Origin of the sequence: Burkholderia sp. SRS-25 (assembly GCF_004343765.1) — a bacterium.
Classification (GTDB): domain Bacteria; phylum Pseudomonadota; class Gammaproteobacteria; order Burkholderiales; family Burkholderiaceae; genus Burkholderia; species Burkholderia contaminans.
In genome coordinates, this window is the sequence record NZ_PTXM01000021.1 from 30,160 (window position 1) to 45,470 (window position 15,311).

A 15,311-nucleotide genomic window follows, 5' to 3' on the forward strand; every position below is an offset into this window, starting at 1 on the left:
CTTCTTCGTTGGCCCGGTAGCTCAGTTGGTAGAGCAGCGGATTGAAAATCCGCGTGTCGTTGGTTCGATTCCGACCCAGGCCACCAGAATTTTAAAACCCCGAGAATCGGAAGATTCTTGGGGTTTTTCGTTTGTGGTGAGGTTTGCGTGACGAGTGGCGAGGGATGGCGTGCCCGGCAGTGTTCATGAGGGCATGATAAAATCCGTGTCCGCTCAATAACTTAGCGCATCGCTTCATGCGCACGGCAGGCTGCCAGCGTGGCGCCGCCGTGGCGCGCGGCAACGATGCCGCGCGATGGGCGGTATAAGCGCTCCGCCGCGTTCGCGGCCGATTGCGCTGCCTATACTGGTCGAGCCGGCCCAGGCCGGCACGCGTCGGGCCGCCCGGCGGCAGCCGGCCCCGGCGCGCAGCGCGACGCGAGCCTACACATTCACGGAGTATCACGGTGATTCGGACAGACGCTAAAGACGGCGCGCTCGTGTTGTTTTCCGGCGGGCAGGACTCGGCCACGTGCGTGGCATGGGCCCTCGAACGCTACCAGACGGTCGAGACGCTCGGTTTCGATTACGGCCAGCGCCACCGCGTCGAGCTCGAATGTCGCGAAGGCGTGCGCGAAGCGCTGAAGCGTGACTTTCCCGCCTGGTCGGACCGGCTCGGCGACGATCACATGATCGACCTGTCAGTGCTCGGCGCGATCAGCGATACCGCGATGACGCGCACGATCGAGATCGAGACGGCGGCGAACGGCCTGCCGAACACGTTCGTGCCGGGCCGCAACCTGATGTTCATGACGATCGCCGCGGCGATCGCCTATCGCCGCGGGCTGCGCGTGCTGGTCGGCGGGATGTGCGAGACGGATTTCTCGGGCTATCCCGACTGCCGCGACGACACGATGAAGGCGCTGCAGGTCGCGCTGAACCTCGGGATGGATACGCGCGTCGTGCTCGAGACGCCGCTGATGTGGCTCGACAAGGCGCAGACGTGGCAACTCGCCGAACAGCTCGGCGGCGAAGCGCTCGTCGAACTGATCCGCGTCGAGACGCACACGTGCTACGTGGGCGAGCGCGCGGAACTGCACGATTGGGGCTTCGGCTGCGGCGAATGCCCGGCCTGCAAGCTGCGCAAGCGCGGCTACGAGGCCTACCTGAAGGGCGAGCGGGTGACCGAAGCGCCGCTGTGACGCGGGTGTGCGGGCAGCGCTGGATGGATAACGGATTCTGATCGACAACGAGCGGCGCGAGCCGGACGAAGAACGATGACTTACGCGGTCAAGGAAATTTTCTACACGTTGCAGGGCGAGGGCGCGAACGCGGGCCGGCCGGCCGTGTTCTGCCGGTTCGCCGGCTGCAATCTGTGGTCGGGCCGCGAAGAGGATCGTGCGGAGGCCGTGTGCCGCTTCTGCGATACCGACTTCGTCGGCACCGACGGCGAGAACGGCGGCAAGTTCAAGGATGCCGAAGCGCTCGTCGCGACGATCGCCGGCCTGTGGCCGGAGGGCGAGGCGCACCGCTTCGTCGTCTGCACGGGCGGCGAGCCGATGCTGCAGCTCGACCAGCCGCTCGTCGACGCGCTGCACGCGGCCGGCTTCGAGATCGCGATCGAGACCAACGGCTCGCTGCCGGTGCTCGAATCGATCGACTGGATCTGCGTGAGCCCGAAGGCCGACGCGCCGCTCGTCGTCACGAAAGGCAACGAGCTGAAGGTCGTGATCCCGCAGGACAACCAGCGGCTGGCCGACTATGCGAAGCTCGACTTCGAGTATTACCTCGTCCAGCCGATGGACGGCCCGTCGCGCGACCTCAATACGAAGCTCGCGATCGACTGGTGCAAGCGTCATCCGCAGTGGCGGCTGTCGATGCAGACCCACAAATATCTGAACATTCCCTGAGCCCCGGCTTTTGACATCGTGCTGATTACCCGAAAACTCGAATTCGACGCGGGCCACCGCATTCCCGACCACCGCAGCCAGTGCCGGAACCTGCACGGCCATCGCTATGTGCTCGAAGTCACGCTGCGCGGCGATCTCGTCGATACCGAGGGGGCACCCGACCGCGGCATGGTGATGGATTTCGCCGACGTGAAGGCGCTCGCGATGGAGCACTTGGTCGGCAAGTGGGACCACGCGTTCCTGGTCTATGCGCGCGACGAGGTCGTCCGCTCGTTCCTCGAGCAGATGGCCGATCACAAGACCGTCGTGATCGACCGGATCCCGACCGTCGAGAACCTCGCGGCGATCGCGTTCGACATCCTCGCGAACGTGTACGACGCGCACTACGGCGTGAACCTCCGGCTCGAGCGCGTGCGCCTGTACGAAACGCCGAACTGCTGGGCCGACGTCGAGCGCCAGCCCGGCCGCTGATCCCGCCTTCCCGGCAGCCCCGCCAGCGCGCGCGGGCTGCCTGACGCCGCACCCTGCGGCCTCGTCCCGCCCCGCTCCCCGTCCGTTTCCACATTCCGCGTAACGCCGCGCTATGATCGTTGCGTGGCGCCGAAAAGCGCAGCCGTGTGCAGGTCGTGCGGCCGGCGCTGTCAGATCGGCCGCCCACGACCGACCAACGTTCCAGGGCCCGGTCCCGGCGCCGCCGTGCATCGCTGCCCGGCGTGTCGCTCCGCTTTGCCCGTTGCTTGTCCCGTTCGATTGCCGTTCCGTCCCGGAGGCCGTATCGATGAGCACGCTCACCAATTCCCTCAAACAACGCCTGCGCGACGGCGACGAGCCGCTGTACGGCCTGTGGCTGTCGCTCGGCAGCGAGTCGGCCGCGGAAGCGCTCGCGCATGCCGGCTACGACTGGCTTTGCATCGACATGGAGCACGCGCCGAACGACAGCCGCGATGTTGCATCGCAGTTGCGCGCAATCGCAGCCGCCCATCTGCCGAGCGAGCCCGTCGTGCGCGTGCCGGCGCGTGAGCCGTGGCTCGTGAAGCGCGCGCTCGATGCGGGCGCGCGCACGCTGATGTTTCCAGGTATCGAGACACCGGACGACGCCGCGCACGCAGTGCGGCTCACGCGCTATCCGTCGCCGGATTCGCCGGACGGGCTGCGCGGCGTCGCGGGCATGGTGCGCGCGGCGGCGTTCGGCATGCGCCGCGATTACGTGCAGACGGCGAACGCGCAGGTCGCGGTGATCGTGCAGATCGAATCGGCCCGCGGCGTCGATGAAGTCGAGCGGATTGCGGCGCTGCCCGGTATCGATTGCCTGTTCGTCGGCCCGGCCGATCTCGCGGCGAGCCTCGGGCATCTCGGCGATATCCGTCACCCGGACGTCGAAACCGCGATGGCGCGGGTGCTCGCGGCCGGCCGGCAGGCCGGCGTCGCGGTCGGCATCTTCGCGGGCGATACGGCGGCCGCGCGCCAGTATCGCGAGGCTGGCTACCGGATGATCACGGTGTCGGCCGACGTCAGCTGGCTGTTGCGCGCAACGCGGCAGGCGCTGCAGGAGGTACGGTCATGAACGGTGGCGGCGGCGTGTGCCGTGGGCGCGCGCAGGGTGGGATCGGGGTACGCGGACAGGTCGGCGCGCTGCTCGGCCTGTGGGCCGTATGTATCGCGGTGGCCGCGCAGGGTGCGCCGCAAGCGAAGACCGATCCGTCGCACGAGACGCAATCGGCGGTCGCCGACTACAACGCCGGCGACTATCGCGCGGCGCTGGTGCAGTTCCACGACGCGGCCGAACGCGGCGACCGTCTCGCGCAATTCAACTACGCGATGATGCTGCTGACCGGTGAAGGCGTGACGGCGAACGTCGACGAAGGGCTGCGCTGGTTGAAGCGCGCGGCCGATGCGAACATGTCGCATGCCCAGTATGTGTATGGCCGGATGTTCGACGACGGCGAGTTCGTCACGCGCGATCCGGCCGAGGCGCATCGCTGGTTCCTGCGGGCGGCGAAGCAGGGGCACGTGCAGGCCGAGCTGTCGCTCGCGAACCAGTTCCTCGACGGGCGCGGCACGCCGCGCGACAACCGGCAGGCGTTCGCGTGGTACAAGCAGGCTGCCGACGCGGGCGAGCCGACCGCGCAGTACGTGACCGCGTCGTTCTACGAGCGCGGTGGCGACGGCGTCGCGCAGAACCTCAACATCGCGCGGGCGTATTACGCGGCGGCGGCCGCGCAGGGCGACGAGACGGCCGGGCTGAAATTCAAGGAGCTGAGTGCGCGGCTGAAGGTGCAGGGGCCGGCATCGGGCGGCGGCGCGCACGCGCCGCCGCCGTGAGCGGGGCGGCGCCGCGCGGCACTGCGTGGCCGCGTTTGTCGTCCGCGGTCGAAAAAAACGGCGCCGAAGCGCCGTTTTTCTTTATGCGGTGCGTGCCGTGCGGTCAGCTCTTCATCAACCGCCGCTGTCGCCCGACGCTCATGATCATCCCGATCGCGATGCCGAGCGTCGTGAGTGCGGTGCCGCCATAACTCATGAACGGCAGCGGCACGCCGACGACCGGCAGCACGCCGCTCACCATCCCGATGTTGACGAACGCATAGACGAAGAACGCGAGCGTGAGCGAGCCCGCGAGCAGGCGGCCGAACAGCGTCGCACCCTGCGCGGCGATATAGAGCCCGCGTGCGATCAGCGCCATGTAAAGCGTCAGCAGCACGAGCCCGCCGACGAGCCCCCATTCCTCGGAGAACACCGCGAAGATGAAGTCGGTGTGCTTCTCCGGAATGAATTCCAGGTGCGCCTGCGTGCCTTTCAGGTAGCCCTTGCCGAGCACGCCGCCCGAGCCGATCGCGATCACGGCCTGGATCGTGTGGAAGCCCTTGCCGAGCGGGTCGGAAGTCGGGTCGAGCAGCGTGCACACGCGGTGCTTCTGGTAATCGTGCATCAGCGGCCACTGCACTTCGGGCTGGCAGATGCGCTCTTCGAACACGGCGATCGAGCCGACCGCGATCACGCCCGCGACGAGCACCGGCACGATCAGCTTGAACGACAGGCCGGCGAGGTAGATCACGAAGAAACCGGCCGCGAATACGAGCAGGCCCGTGCCGAGGTCGGGCTGCTTCGCGATCAGCCCGACCGGCACCAGCAGGATCCCGAATGCGGCGATGAAGTCGTACCAGCGCAGCCCGCCTTCGCGGCGCTGGTAGTACCACGCGAGCATCAGCGGTGTCGCGATCTTGAGGATTTCCGACGGCTGGATCACGACGCCGACGTTCAGCCAGCGCTTCGCGCCCTTCTTGGTCATCCCGAACAGCGCGACCGCGACCAGTAGCGCGACCCCGAACGTGTAGAGCGGGACCGCGAAGCGCATCAGCGTCGTGGGCGGGATGTTGGCGATCACCCACATCAGCACGAATGTCAGCAGGATGTTGCGCAACTGGTCCTCGACCCGGCCCGGCATGTCGATCGCCGCGCTGTACAGCGTGACGATGCCGACGCACAGCAGCAGGAACACGATGAGGGCGAGCGGGCGGTCGAAGCCCGCGAACATCTGCTTGATCTTGTCGAGCCAGGCGCGCTTGTCGAATTGCATGCCTTTCTCCGTTAATGAGCGGTGCCGGCGTCCGCCGCTTTCGCGGGGGCCGTTGCACGGTGATTGTCGTCGCGCGGCGTAGCGACGAGCGGCTGCGCATCGCTGGCGGGCCGGCGCGGCCGGTGCGGGCGCCGGATCGGCGGCAGGCTCGCGGCCCGCGGCGCAGCGGCACTGGCCGGCGGGGCGGCGCTCGCGGCGGCGGCAGCCGACGCTTCGGAAGCGGCCGCGGCCGATGCCGCTTCCGCCGCGCTGGCCGCGGTCGGCACGACCGGCTGCGGCAGCGCGGTGAAGCCGGCCGCGACGGCAGCGGGCTTGTTCGCGTCGCCGATCACCGGCGCGTTGACGGGTTCGGTCGCCGACGCCGCGGCAGCCACGGCCGCGGCTTCGTTCTGCGGGTTCTGGCGGTCGACGAGGTAGAAGTCGAGCACGCGGCGCGCGATCGGGCCGGCGGCCTGCGCACCCCAGCCACCGTTCTCGACGACCAGCGCGACAGCGATCTGCGGATGGTCGACCGGCGCGTACGCGATGAACAGCGCGTGGTCGCGCAGGTGCTCGGCGAGCAGGTGGCCCTTGTAGTTGGAGCCTTGCAGCGAGAACACCTGCGCGGTACCGGTCTTGCCGGCGGCGAGGTACGGTGCGCCGCGGAACACCTTGTACGCGGTGCCGGACGGGTTCTCGATCACGTTCTCCATCCCGCGCTTCACGACGTCGATGTCGGCCTGCTTGAGCGGGATCGTTTCGCTTTCCTTCGGCACGGTCAGGCGGCGCCCGCGCGTGATCGGATCTTCGACTTCCTTCACGAGGTGAGGCTTCATCACGACGCCGTTGTTCGCAAGCGTCGCGGTCGCGTGCGCGAGCTGCAGGATCGTGAAGGAGTTGTAGCCCTGGCCGATCCCGAGGCTGATCGTCTCGCCGTCGAACCACTTCTGCTGCGCGGCCTTCTTGAACGCCTTCTTCTTCCAGTCGGTCGACGGCAGGATCCCGCGCGCCTCGCCCTGGATGTCGATCCCGGTGATCTGGCCGAAGCCGAACGGCTTCATGAAATTCGCGATCGAGTTCACGCCGAGGTCGCGCGCGAGCATGTAGAAGTAGGTGTCGTTCGACACCATGATCGCCTTGTTCATGTCGACCCAGCCCTGGCCCGAGCGCACGTCGTTGCGGAACGTGTGGCCGCCGAACGTGAAGTAGCCGGGATCCTGGAAGCCCCAGCCCGGCGTGCGCTTGCCGAGCGTCAGGCCGGCGAGCGCCATGAACGGCTTGTACGTCGATCCGGGCGGGTAGGTGCCGTGCAGCGGGCGGTTCAGGAGCGGCTTGTCGGTCGAGTTGTTCAGCTCGTCCCAGGTCTGCTGGTCGATGCCGTCGACGAACGAGTTCGGGTCGAAGCTCGGCGACGACACGAACGCGAGCACGTCGCCCGTCTTCGGCTCGATCGCGACCAGCGCGCCGCGCTTGCCGGCGAACGCCTGCTCGGCCACCTGCTGCAGCCCGATGTCGAGCGACAGCACGAGGTTGTTGCCGGGCGTCGCCTGCGTGCGCGACAACGTGCGCACCGGCCGGCCGCCGGCCGTCACCTCGACTTCCTCGAAGCCCGTGAGGCCATGCAGCTCGGTCTCGTAGCTCTGCTCGACACCGATCTTGCCGATGTAGTCGGTGCCCTTGTAGTTGTTCGCGTCGCGGCGCGGATCGTAGTTTTCCTGATCGCTGTCGTTGTCGTCGCTCATCGCGTCGATGCGATCCTGGTCGCGCTTCGAGATCCGGCCGATGTAGCCGATCACGTGCGCGGCCGTCGTGCCGAGCGGATATTGCCGGAACAGCCGCGCGCGCACGTCGACGCCGGGGAAGCGGAAGCGCTGCGCGGTGAAGCGCGCGACTTCGGCGTCGGTGAGGCGGGTGCGGATCGGCAGGCTCTCGAAGTTCTTCGAGTCTTCCTGCAGCTTCTTGAAGCGGCGGCGGTCGCGCGCGTCGATCGGGATGATCTCGGACAGCTTGTCGATCGTGTTGTCGAGCGTGTCGTCGAGCTTCGACGGCGTGATCTCGAGCGTATAGGCCGAATAGTTCTTCGCGAGGATCACGCCGTTGCGGTCGGTGATGATCCCGCGGTTCGGCACGATCGGCGCAACGGAGATGCGGTTTTCCTCGGCCTGCAGCGCGTATTTGCCGTGCTGCATCAACTGCAGGTAGAAGAAGCGGCTCGCGAGCAGCCCGAAGCAGACGAACACGAACACGCCCGCCGCCGCGACGCGCAGGCGGAACTTCGAGAGCTGCTGTTGAGTGTCGTTGAATTCGGTCATGCGGTTAGGAGCGATCTGGCCCGCACGCGCCGTGCGGGCGCGGGCGAGGTGCCGCCCCGGAGCGCGGCGCTCGGCGGGCGTGGAGGCGGCGGGTATTCAAGGCAGGCCCCTGGCTCAGATGGGGCGCGTATCGTCCGGATCGACCGGGCGGCGTTGCGGCATCAGCAGCAGGTGGCTCGCGATCGGCCACAGCGCGGCTTCGACGAAGCCGTCGACCAGGTAGCGCCAGCCCGGGAACGCGGCGCCCATTACGAGGCGGATCACGAACGGGACGAGCTGCGCGACGACCAGCAGCGGCGTGACGTACAGCACCTGCACGCCGATCGGCATCCACAGCACGCGTCGGTGGATCGTGATCGCGCCGTACGACAGCAGCGTATACGCGAGTGCATGCTCGCCGAGCAGCCCCGCGTCATGCACGTCCATCAGGATGCCGAGCGCGAACGCGACGCCCATCCCGACCTTGCGCGGCTGGTGGATGTTCCAGAACAGCAGCACGAGTGCGACGAAGTCGGGCACGCCGGGCAGGCGGCCCCACGGCATCAGGTTCAGCAGGAACGCGGCGGCGAGACTGAAGACGATGAAGTACGGATTGACCGGCTGCAGGATGTATTGCGGGCGATTCATCGCGGGGCTCCTGATTGCCCGGCCGCGGGCTTCGCGGGCGTGGCGGCGGGCTTGCCCGGAGCGGCCGGTACCGCAGGCGCGGGCTTCGCGCCGGGCTGGGCCGCGGCGGCCGGCTTCGCATTCGCGTCGGCCTTGTCGGCCTTTTCGCTCTTCTCGCCCTTGGCGGCGGCTTTCGCGCCCTTCTTGCCCTTCGCGTTCTTGTCGGCGGCCGGATCGGGCTCGGCCGGGCGCGGCGGGATGTCGTTCTGGTAATGCAGCACGAGCATCTGGCGCGCGCCGCGCACGGCGGCGATCGGCGCGCAGGTCACGCGCGCGAACGCCGTATCGGCGAGCTTGTCGACGCGCACGACCTTCGCGACCGGCAGGCCGGGGGGATAGACGCCGTCGAGGCCGCTCGTGACGAGTTCGTCGCCGACGACGAGATCCGCGCTGGTCGGCACGAAGCGCAGGTCGAGCGAATCGCCCTTCGGCGTACCGTAGATCACGCTGCGCAGGCCGGTGCGCAGCACCTGCACGGGAATCGCGAGATCGCGGTCGGTGACCAGCGTAACTTCGGATTGCAGCGGGAATACGCGCGTGACCTGGCCGACTACGCCGTTCTCGCTGACGACGGGCGAGCCGTTCTGGATGCCCTGCTGCGAACCCTGGCCGATCACGATCTTCTGCGTGAACGGGTCGCTCGTGTCGTACTGGATCTCGGCCGGCGTCGATTGCGTCGCGATGTGCCGGCGCAGCTCGAGCACCGCGCGCAGGTGCGCGTTCTCCTGCGTGAGCACGGCGGCCTGGTTGGCTTGCGTGGACAGCTGCAGGTTGCGCTTGCGGAGGTCGTCGTTCTCATGGCGCAGCGACGCGCCGGTGACGGCAATGTCGGCCGCGCCCATGAACAGGTCGCGCGGCACGAGCGCGGCGCGCTGCAGCGGATAGAGCACGGTGCCGAGCACGCCGCGGACGATTTCGAGCGTGCTGAAGCGCGCGTCCGAGACGAGGAGCGCGATGGCGAGGGCAACGAAGAAGATGAGCCGCGCGAGCGCGGGCGGACCTTGCTTGAAGAGGGGCGGCGGACTGTATTCCATGGTCGGCGCCGGGCGCGAATGATCGGTTAAATGATGCTCAGACGCGCAAACGGCGCAGCGGTTCGTTCTAAACGAGCGAGCCGGCCACGCCGCGGTTGCGTCATGTCAGGGAACTGCCTGGACGATCACTCGTACGAGAAGATGCTGCCCAGCTTGTCCATGCGCTCGAGCGCCATGCCCGAACCACGCACGACGCAGGTGAGCGGATCTTCCGCGACGAGCACCGGCAGGCCGGTTTCTTCCGCCAGCAGGCGATCGAGGTCGCGCAGCAGTGCGCCGCCGCCCGTCAGCATCATCCCGCGTTCGGCGATGTCGGCGCCGAGTTCCGGCGGCGTCTGTTCGAGCGCGATCTTCACCGACGACACGATCTGGTTCAGCGGATCGGTCAGCGCTTCGAGGATTTCGTTGCTGGAGATCGTGAAGCTGCGCGGAATGCCTTCCGACAGGTTGCGGCCCTTCACTTCCATTTCCTTGACTTCGGAGCCCGGGAACGCGGAGCCGATTTCCTTCTTGATCGCCTCGGCGGTCTGTTCGCCGATCAGCATCCCGTAGTTGCGGCGGATGTAGTTGACGATCGCCTCGTCGAACTTGTCGCCGCCGACGCGCACCGAACCCTTGTACACGATGCCGCCGAGCGAGATCACGCCGACTTCCGTCGTGCCGCCGCCGATGTCGACGACCATCGAGCCGGTGGCTTCCGACACCGGCAGGCCGGCGCCGATCGCAGCGGCCATCGGCTCTTCGATCAGGTAGACCTGCGATGCGCCGGCGCCGTGCGCGGCTTCCTTGATCGCGCGGCGCTCGACCTGGGTCGAGCCGCACGGCACGCAGATGATGATGCGCGGCGACGGCGAGAACATGCGCGACTCGTGGGCCGTCTTGATGAACTGCTTGATCATCTGCTCGGTGACGGTGAAGTCGGCGATCACGCCGTCCTTCATCGGGCGGATCGCCTCGATGTTGCCCGGCACCTTGCCAAGCATCTGCTTGGCTTCCTTGCCGACTGCCTGGATCGTCTTCTTGCCGTTGGGGCCGCCTTCCTGGCGGATCGACACGACGGAGGGCTCATCGAGCACGATGCCCTTGCCGCGCATGTAGATCAGGGTGTTTGCGGTGCCGAGGTCGATCGCAAGATCGTTGGAGAAGTAGCTGCGCAAAAAACCGAACATTCAGAATCCTGTTTCGCTCTGGGCCGGCCCTGCATAGCGAGCGCTGAGGGCGGCAGCGGAAAAAATAACAGCCTCGGGAAGCGTGGCGGAAGCGGCCGCCGCGGCGCACGAAGCTGCGAGTGATGTCTACCGGGGATCGCACGAAGCACGCACGGCTTGCCGAAGTGGGGCGAAACGGTGCGGGAAAAGGCTGCCGGGTTTGGGTCGAACGCGTAATGATACCTTATAATTTCACGGTATTTGAATCGAAACGGGCGGTATTTTTGCCGCTTCGGCCCCGATTTTTGAGGGTGGGATCGCACCCTCCAACCCCCCGCCGCAGTGCTGCTTTTGATGCGCTGCGCAGCCTTGTTTTTCCGGTGATCGCATGGCCCTGACCCTGACCGATGTGAAACGCATCGCGCACCTGGCGCGACTCGAAATGGCCGACGCCGACGCCGAGCACATGCTCGGCCAGCTCAATGAACTCTTCGGCCTCGTCGAGCAGATGCAGGCGGTCGACACCGCCGGCATCGCGCCGCTCGCCCACCCGATCGAACAGATCCAGGAAGTCGCGCAGCGCTTGCGCGACGACGCCGTGACGGAAGTCGTCAATCGCGACGACAACCAGCGTCCGGCGCCGGCCGTCCAGGACGGCCTCTATCTCGTGCCGAAGGTGATCGAGTAAGCATTCGATGACAAGCGCGCCGCCGCCTCTGCGCCGCGCGCCACCCAGAATTCCCAGGAAAACCACTCAATGCACGCAAAAAGCCTGACCGAACTGCGCGCCGCGCTCGCCGCCAAGGAATGCTCGGCCGTCGAGCTCGCGCAGCTCTATCTGAAACGGATCGAAGCCGCGCGCGACCTGAACGCATTCGTCCACGTCGACGCCGATCTCACCCTCGCGCAGGCGAAAGCTGCCGACGCGGAGCTCGCGCGCGGCGCGGGCGGCGCGCTCACCGGCCTGCCGATCGCGCACAAGGATGTCTTCGTCACGCGCGGCTGGCGCTCGACCGCCGGCTCGAAGATGCTCGCGAATTACGAGAGCCCGTTCGACGCGACCGTCGTTGCCCGCCTGCAGGCGGCCGGCATGGTCACGCTCGGCAAGACCAACATGGACGAGTTCGCGATGGGCTCGTCCAACGAGAATTCGGCGTTCGGCGCGGTGAAGAACCCGTGGGACACGAACGCGGTGCCGGGCGGCAGCTCGGGCGGCAGCTCGGCCGCGGTGGCCGCGCGCATCGCGCCGGCCGCGACCGGCACCGACACCGGCGGCTCGATCCGCCAGCCCGCGTCGTTCGCGGGCGTCACCGGCATCAAGCCGACCTACGGCCGCGTGTCGCGCTACGGGATGATCGCGTTCGCGTCGTCGCTCGACCAGGGCGGCCCGATGGCGCAGAGCGCGTCCGACTGCGCGCTGCTGCTGAACGGAATGGCCGGCTTCGACGAGCGCGACTCGACGAGCCTCGAGCGTGACGACGAAGATTTCACGCGCCACCTCGGCCAGCCCTGGGCGGCCGGCAACGACGCGGGCAAGCCGCTTGCGGGCCTGCGCATCGGCCTGCCGAACGAGTATTTCGGCGATGGCCTCGCCGACGACGTGCGCGCGGCGATCGACGCGGCGCTGAAGCAATATGAAGCGCTCGGCGCGACGCTCGTGCCGGTGTCGCTGCCGAAGACGGAACTGTCGATCCCCGTGTACTACGTGATCGCGCCGGCCGAAGCCTCGTCGAACCTGTCGCGCTTCGACGGCGTGCGCTTCGGCCACCGCGCCGCGCAGTACGGCGACCTGCTCGACATGTACAAGAAGTCGCGCGCGGAAGGCTTCGGCCCCGAGGTGAAGCGCCGGATTCTGGTCGGTGCGTACGTGCTGTCGCACGGCTACTACGACGCGTACTACCTGCAGGCGCAGAAGATCCGCCGCATCATCGCGAACGATTTCCAGGAAGCGTTCAAGTCCTGCGACGTGATCATGGGCCCGGCGTCGCCGACGGTCGCATGGGATCTCGGCTCGAAGGGCGACGATCCGGTGCAGATGTATCTCGCGGATATCTACACGCTGTCGGTGAGCCTCGCCGGCCTGCCCGGCATGAGCGTGCCGTGCGGCTTCGGCGCGGGCGCGAATGCGAAGCGCCCGGTCGGCCTGCAGATCATCGGCAACTATTTCAACGAAGCCCGGATGCTGCAGGTCGCGGATGCGTTCCAGCGCGCGACCGACTGGCACAAGCAAGTTCCGGCAGGGGTGTAAGCATATGGCTACTCAATGGGAAGTCGTCATCGGTCTCGAGACGCACGCGCAACTGTCGACCGTCTCGAAGATTTTCTCGGGCGCATCGACGCAGTTCGGCGCCGAGCCTAATACGCAGGCGTGCCCGGTCGACCTGGCGCTGCCGGGCGTGCTGCCGGTGCTGAACCGCGGCGCGGTCGAACGCGCGATCCGCTTCGGCCTCGCGATTGGCTCGACCATCGCGCCGCGCAGCATCTTCGCGCGCAAGAATTATTTCTACCCCGATCTGCCGAAGGGTTATCAGATCAGCCAGTACGAGATTCCGGTCGTGCAGGGCGGTCAGATCACGATCCAGGTGCCCGCCAACGAAAAGGCCGGCAAGGAAGCGTACGAGAAGACCGTCAACCTGACCCGCGCGCACCTCGAGGAAGATGCGGGCAAGTCGCTGCATGAAGACTTCGCCGGGATGACGGGGATCGACCTGAACCGTGCGGGCACGCCGCTGCTCGAGATCGTCACCGAGCCGGAAATGCGCAGCGCGGCCGAGGCGGTGGCCTACGCGAAGGCGCTGCACGGGCTCGTCGTGTGGCTCGGCATCTGCGACGGCAACATGCAGGAAGGCTCGTTCCGCTGCGACGCGAACGTGTCAGTGCGCCCGGTCGGCCAGGAGAAGTTCGGCACGCGCGCGGAAATCAAGAACCTGAACTCGTTCCGGTTCCTCGAGGAAGCGATCAATTTCGAAGTGCGTCGCCAGATCGAGCTGATCGAGGACGGCGGCGAGGTCGTGCAGGAAACGCGCCTCTACGATCCGGACAAGCGCGAGACGCGTTCGATGCGCAGCAAGGAAGACGCGCACGATTACCGCTACTTCCCCGACCCCGACCTGATGCCGCTCGTGATCGGCCAGGACTGGATCGAGCGCGTGCAGTCCGGGATGCCCGAGCTGCCGGCCGCGATGCAGCAGCGTTTCGCCGACGAATACGGCGTGTCCGCGTACGACGCCGGCGTGCTGACGTCGAGCAAGGCGATGGCCGCGTACTTCGAGGCCGTGGTCGCGAAGGCCGGCACCGCGAACGCGAAGATCGCCGCGAACTGGCTGATGGGCGACGTTTCGTCGCAACTGAACCGCGACGGCATCGAGATCGACGCGATTCCGGTGTCGGCCGCGCAGCTCGCGCTCGTGCTGCAGCGCATCGCCGACGGCACGATCTCGAACAAGATCGCGAAGGAAATCTTCGCGACGATCTGGGACGAGAAGGCGGACGACGAAGGGGCGGCCGACCGCATCATCGACGCGAAGGGGCTGAAGCAGATCTCCGACACCGGCGCGCTCGAAGCGATCATCGACGAGGTGCTCGCGGCGAACGCGAAGTCGGTCGAGGAATTCCGTGCGGGCAAGGAGAAGGCGTTCAACGCGCTGATCGGCCAGGCGATGAAGGCGACCAAGGGCAAGGCCAACCCGCAGCAGGTCAACGAACTGCTGAAGAAGAAGCTCGGCTGAGCATGACCGCGCGCCTGAACCGCGCATGACGACGGGCCGCCCCGAACCGGATCGGGGCGGCCCGTTGCGTTTGGTGGATGCGTTATCGTATGCACCACAGCGTCCAACGGAGGAACGAATGGCGAAACAACCGTCGCTCGACGATTTCCGCGTGCCGTACAGCACGCGCGAGAAGGAAGCCGCAGCATTCAAGCTCGATGCGTTCGACCCGGCCGCGAAGCCGTTCTCGTCCGGTTCGAAGGACGACGACCGCGCGCGGCTGTCGGCCGTGTCGACCGAGCTCGACGTGCAGCAGGAGCGCCTGCACACGCAGCAGAAGAAGCGCGTGCTGCTCGTGCTGCAGGGGATGGACACCAGCGGCAAGGACGGCACCGTGCGCGCGGTGTTCCGCGAGGTCGATCCGCTCGGCCTGCGCGTCGTGCCGTTCAAGGCGCCCACGCCGATCGAGGCCGCGCACGATTTCTTGTGGCGCGTGCATGCGCAGGTGCCGGCCGCGGGCGAGCTCGCGATCTTCAACCGAAGCCACTATGAAGACGTGCTCGTGCCGCGCGTGCTCGACCTGATCGACGCGAAGGAGTGCGAGCGCCGCTACCGGCAGATCCGCGATTTCGAGACGATGCTGTTCGAGAACGGTACGACGATCGTCAAGTGCTTCCTGCACATTTCGAAGGACGAGCAGCGCGCGCGGCTGCAGGCGCGCATCGACGATCCGACCAAGCACTGGAAGTTCGACATCTCCGATCTCGATGCGCGCAAGCACTGGGACGCTTACCAGGGCGCGTACCGTGACGCGCTCGCCGCGACGTCGGCCGAGCATGCGCCGTGGTACGTGATTCCGGCGAACTCGAAGACGCACCGCAACGTGATGATCGCCGAGCTGCTGCTGCGCACGATGACCGACATGAAGCTGGAATTCCCGCCGGCGAAGCCCGAACTCGAAGGCGTGAAGATCCGCTAAGCTGCACCCCTGAAAAACATCGA

At 67.1% G+C, this 15,311-nt stretch carries 14 protein-coding genes and 1 tRNA gene; 10 read left to right on the forward strand and 5 right to left on the reverse strand.

Annotated features, from left to right (window positions below; genetic code table 11):
* Positions 1 to 10 precede the first annotated feature (10 nt).
* The 6 genes from C5O79_RS27750 to C5O79_RS27775 all read left to right on the forward strand — a co-directional run bounded on the left by C5O79_RS27750 (position 11) and on the right by C5O79_RS27775 (position 4,211).
* Positions 11 to 86, forward strand: a tRNA-Phe gene (locus C5O79_RS27750).
* 360 nt (positions 87 to 446) lie between these two features.
* Positions 447 to 1,181: a 7-cyano-7-deazaguanine synthase QueC gene (gene queC / locus C5O79_RS27755; RefSeq protein WP_011353565.1), complete on the forward strand. Its 735-nt coding sequence runs from the start codon at positions 447 to 449 to the stop codon at positions 1,179 to 1,181.
* Positions 1,182 to 1,256: 75 nt separating this feature from the next.
* Positions 1,257 to 1,889, forward strand: a complete 633-nt coding sequence (queE, locus tag C5O79_RS27760; RefSeq protein WP_011353564.1) for a 7-carboxy-7-deazaguanine synthase — start codon at positions 1,257 to 1,259, stop codon at positions 1,887 to 1,889.
* An 18-nt stretch (positions 1,890 to 1,907) separates the two neighbouring features.
* A complete protein-coding gene (gene queD / locus C5O79_RS27765; protein ID WP_021163975.1) occupies positions 1,908 to 2,360 on the forward strand; it encodes a 6-carboxytetrahydropterin synthase QueD in 453 nt (150 codons plus the stop codon).
* 307 nt (positions 2,361 to 2,667) lie between these two features.
* Positions 2,668 to 3,453, forward strand: a complete 786-nt coding sequence (locus tag C5O79_RS27770) for an aldolase/citrate lyase family protein (protein WP_047852354.1) — start codon at positions 2,668 to 2,670, stop codon at positions 3,451 to 3,453.
* On the forward strand, positions 3,450 to 4,211 hold the full coding sequence (locus tag C5O79_RS27775) for a tetratricopeptide repeat protein (RefSeq protein WP_122474450.1): 762 nt from the start codon (positions 3,450 to 3,452) through the stop codon (positions 4,209 to 4,211). The genes C5O79_RS27770 and C5O79_RS27775 overlap by 4 nt, the downstream gene beginning before the upstream one ends.
* A gap of 103 nt (positions 4,212 to 4,314) precedes the next feature.
* Here the strand turns inward: C5O79_RS27775 and rodA are convergent, their stop codons facing one another.
* The 5 genes from rodA to C5O79_RS27800 form a co-directional block, all read right to left on the reverse strand.
* Positions 4,315 to 5,463, reverse strand: a complete 1,149-nt coding sequence (rodA, locus tag C5O79_RS27780) for a rod shape-determining protein RodA (protein WP_039353786.1) — start codon at positions 5,461 to 5,463, stop codon at positions 4,315 to 4,317.
* An 11-nt stretch (positions 5,464 to 5,474) separates the two neighbouring features.
* Positions 5,475 to 7,754, reverse strand: a complete 2,280-nt coding sequence (mrdA, locus tag C5O79_RS27785) for a penicillin-binding protein 2 (RefSeq protein WP_039353789.1) — start codon at positions 7,752 to 7,754, stop codon at positions 5,475 to 5,477.
* Between the two features lie 114 nt (positions 7,755 to 7,868).
* On the reverse strand, positions 7,869 to 8,381 hold the full coding sequence (gene mreD, locus C5O79_RS27790; protein WP_009687274.1) for a rod shape-determining protein MreD: 513 nt from the start codon (positions 8,379 to 8,381) through the stop codon (positions 7,869 to 7,871).
* Positions 8,378 to 9,454: a rod shape-determining protein MreC gene (gene mreC / locus C5O79_RS27795; protein ID WP_124648255.1), complete on the reverse strand. Its 1,077-nt coding sequence runs from the start codon at positions 9,452 to 9,454 to the stop codon at positions 8,378 to 8,380. The genes mreD and mreC overlap by 4 nt, the downstream gene beginning before the upstream one ends.
* Before the next feature lie 125 nt (positions 9,455 to 9,579).
* Entirely contained in the window at positions 9,580 to 10,623 is a 1,044-nt protein-coding gene (locus C5O79_RS27800) for a rod shape-determining protein (RefSeq protein WP_004189550.1), read from the reverse strand.
* A gap of 367 nt (positions 10,624 to 10,990) precedes the next feature.
* Here C5O79_RS27800 and gatC point away from each other — a divergent pair, with 367 nt between their 5' ends.
* The 4 genes from gatC to C5O79_RS27820 all read left to right on the forward strand — a co-directional run bounded on the left by gatC (position 10,991) and on the right by C5O79_RS27820 (position 15,288).
* On the forward strand, positions 10,991 to 11,290 hold the full coding sequence (gene gatC, locus C5O79_RS27805) for an Asp-tRNA(Asn)/Glu-tRNA(Gln) amidotransferase subunit GatC (RefSeq protein ID WP_039353798.1): 300 nt from the start codon (positions 10,991 to 10,993) through the stop codon (positions 11,288 to 11,290).
* Positions 11,291 to 11,359: 69 nt separating this feature from the next.
* Positions 11,360 to 12,850 carry an Asp-tRNA(Asn)/Glu-tRNA(Gln) amidotransferase subunit GatA gene (gene gatA, locus C5O79_RS27810; protein WP_046544180.1) on the forward strand — a complete coding sequence of 497 codons (1,491 nt, stop codon included), beginning with the start codon at positions 11,360 to 11,362 and terminating at the stop codon, positions 12,848 to 12,850.
* A 4-nt stretch (positions 12,851 to 12,854) separates the two neighbouring features.
* Positions 12,855 to 14,330, forward strand: a complete 1,476-nt coding sequence (gene gatB / locus C5O79_RS27815) for an Asp-tRNA(Asn)/Glu-tRNA(Gln) amidotransferase subunit GatB (protein WP_046544181.1) — start codon at positions 12,855 to 12,857, stop codon at positions 14,328 to 14,330.
* A gap of 118 nt (positions 14,331 to 14,448) precedes the next feature.
* Positions 14,449 to 15,288 (forward strand): polyphosphate kinase 2 family protein, encoded by an 840-nt coding sequence (locus C5O79_RS27820; protein WP_039353807.1) that lies wholly within the window; start codon positions 14,449 to 14,451, stop codon positions 15,286 to 15,288.
* Positions 15,289 to 15,311 lie beyond the last annotated feature (23 nt).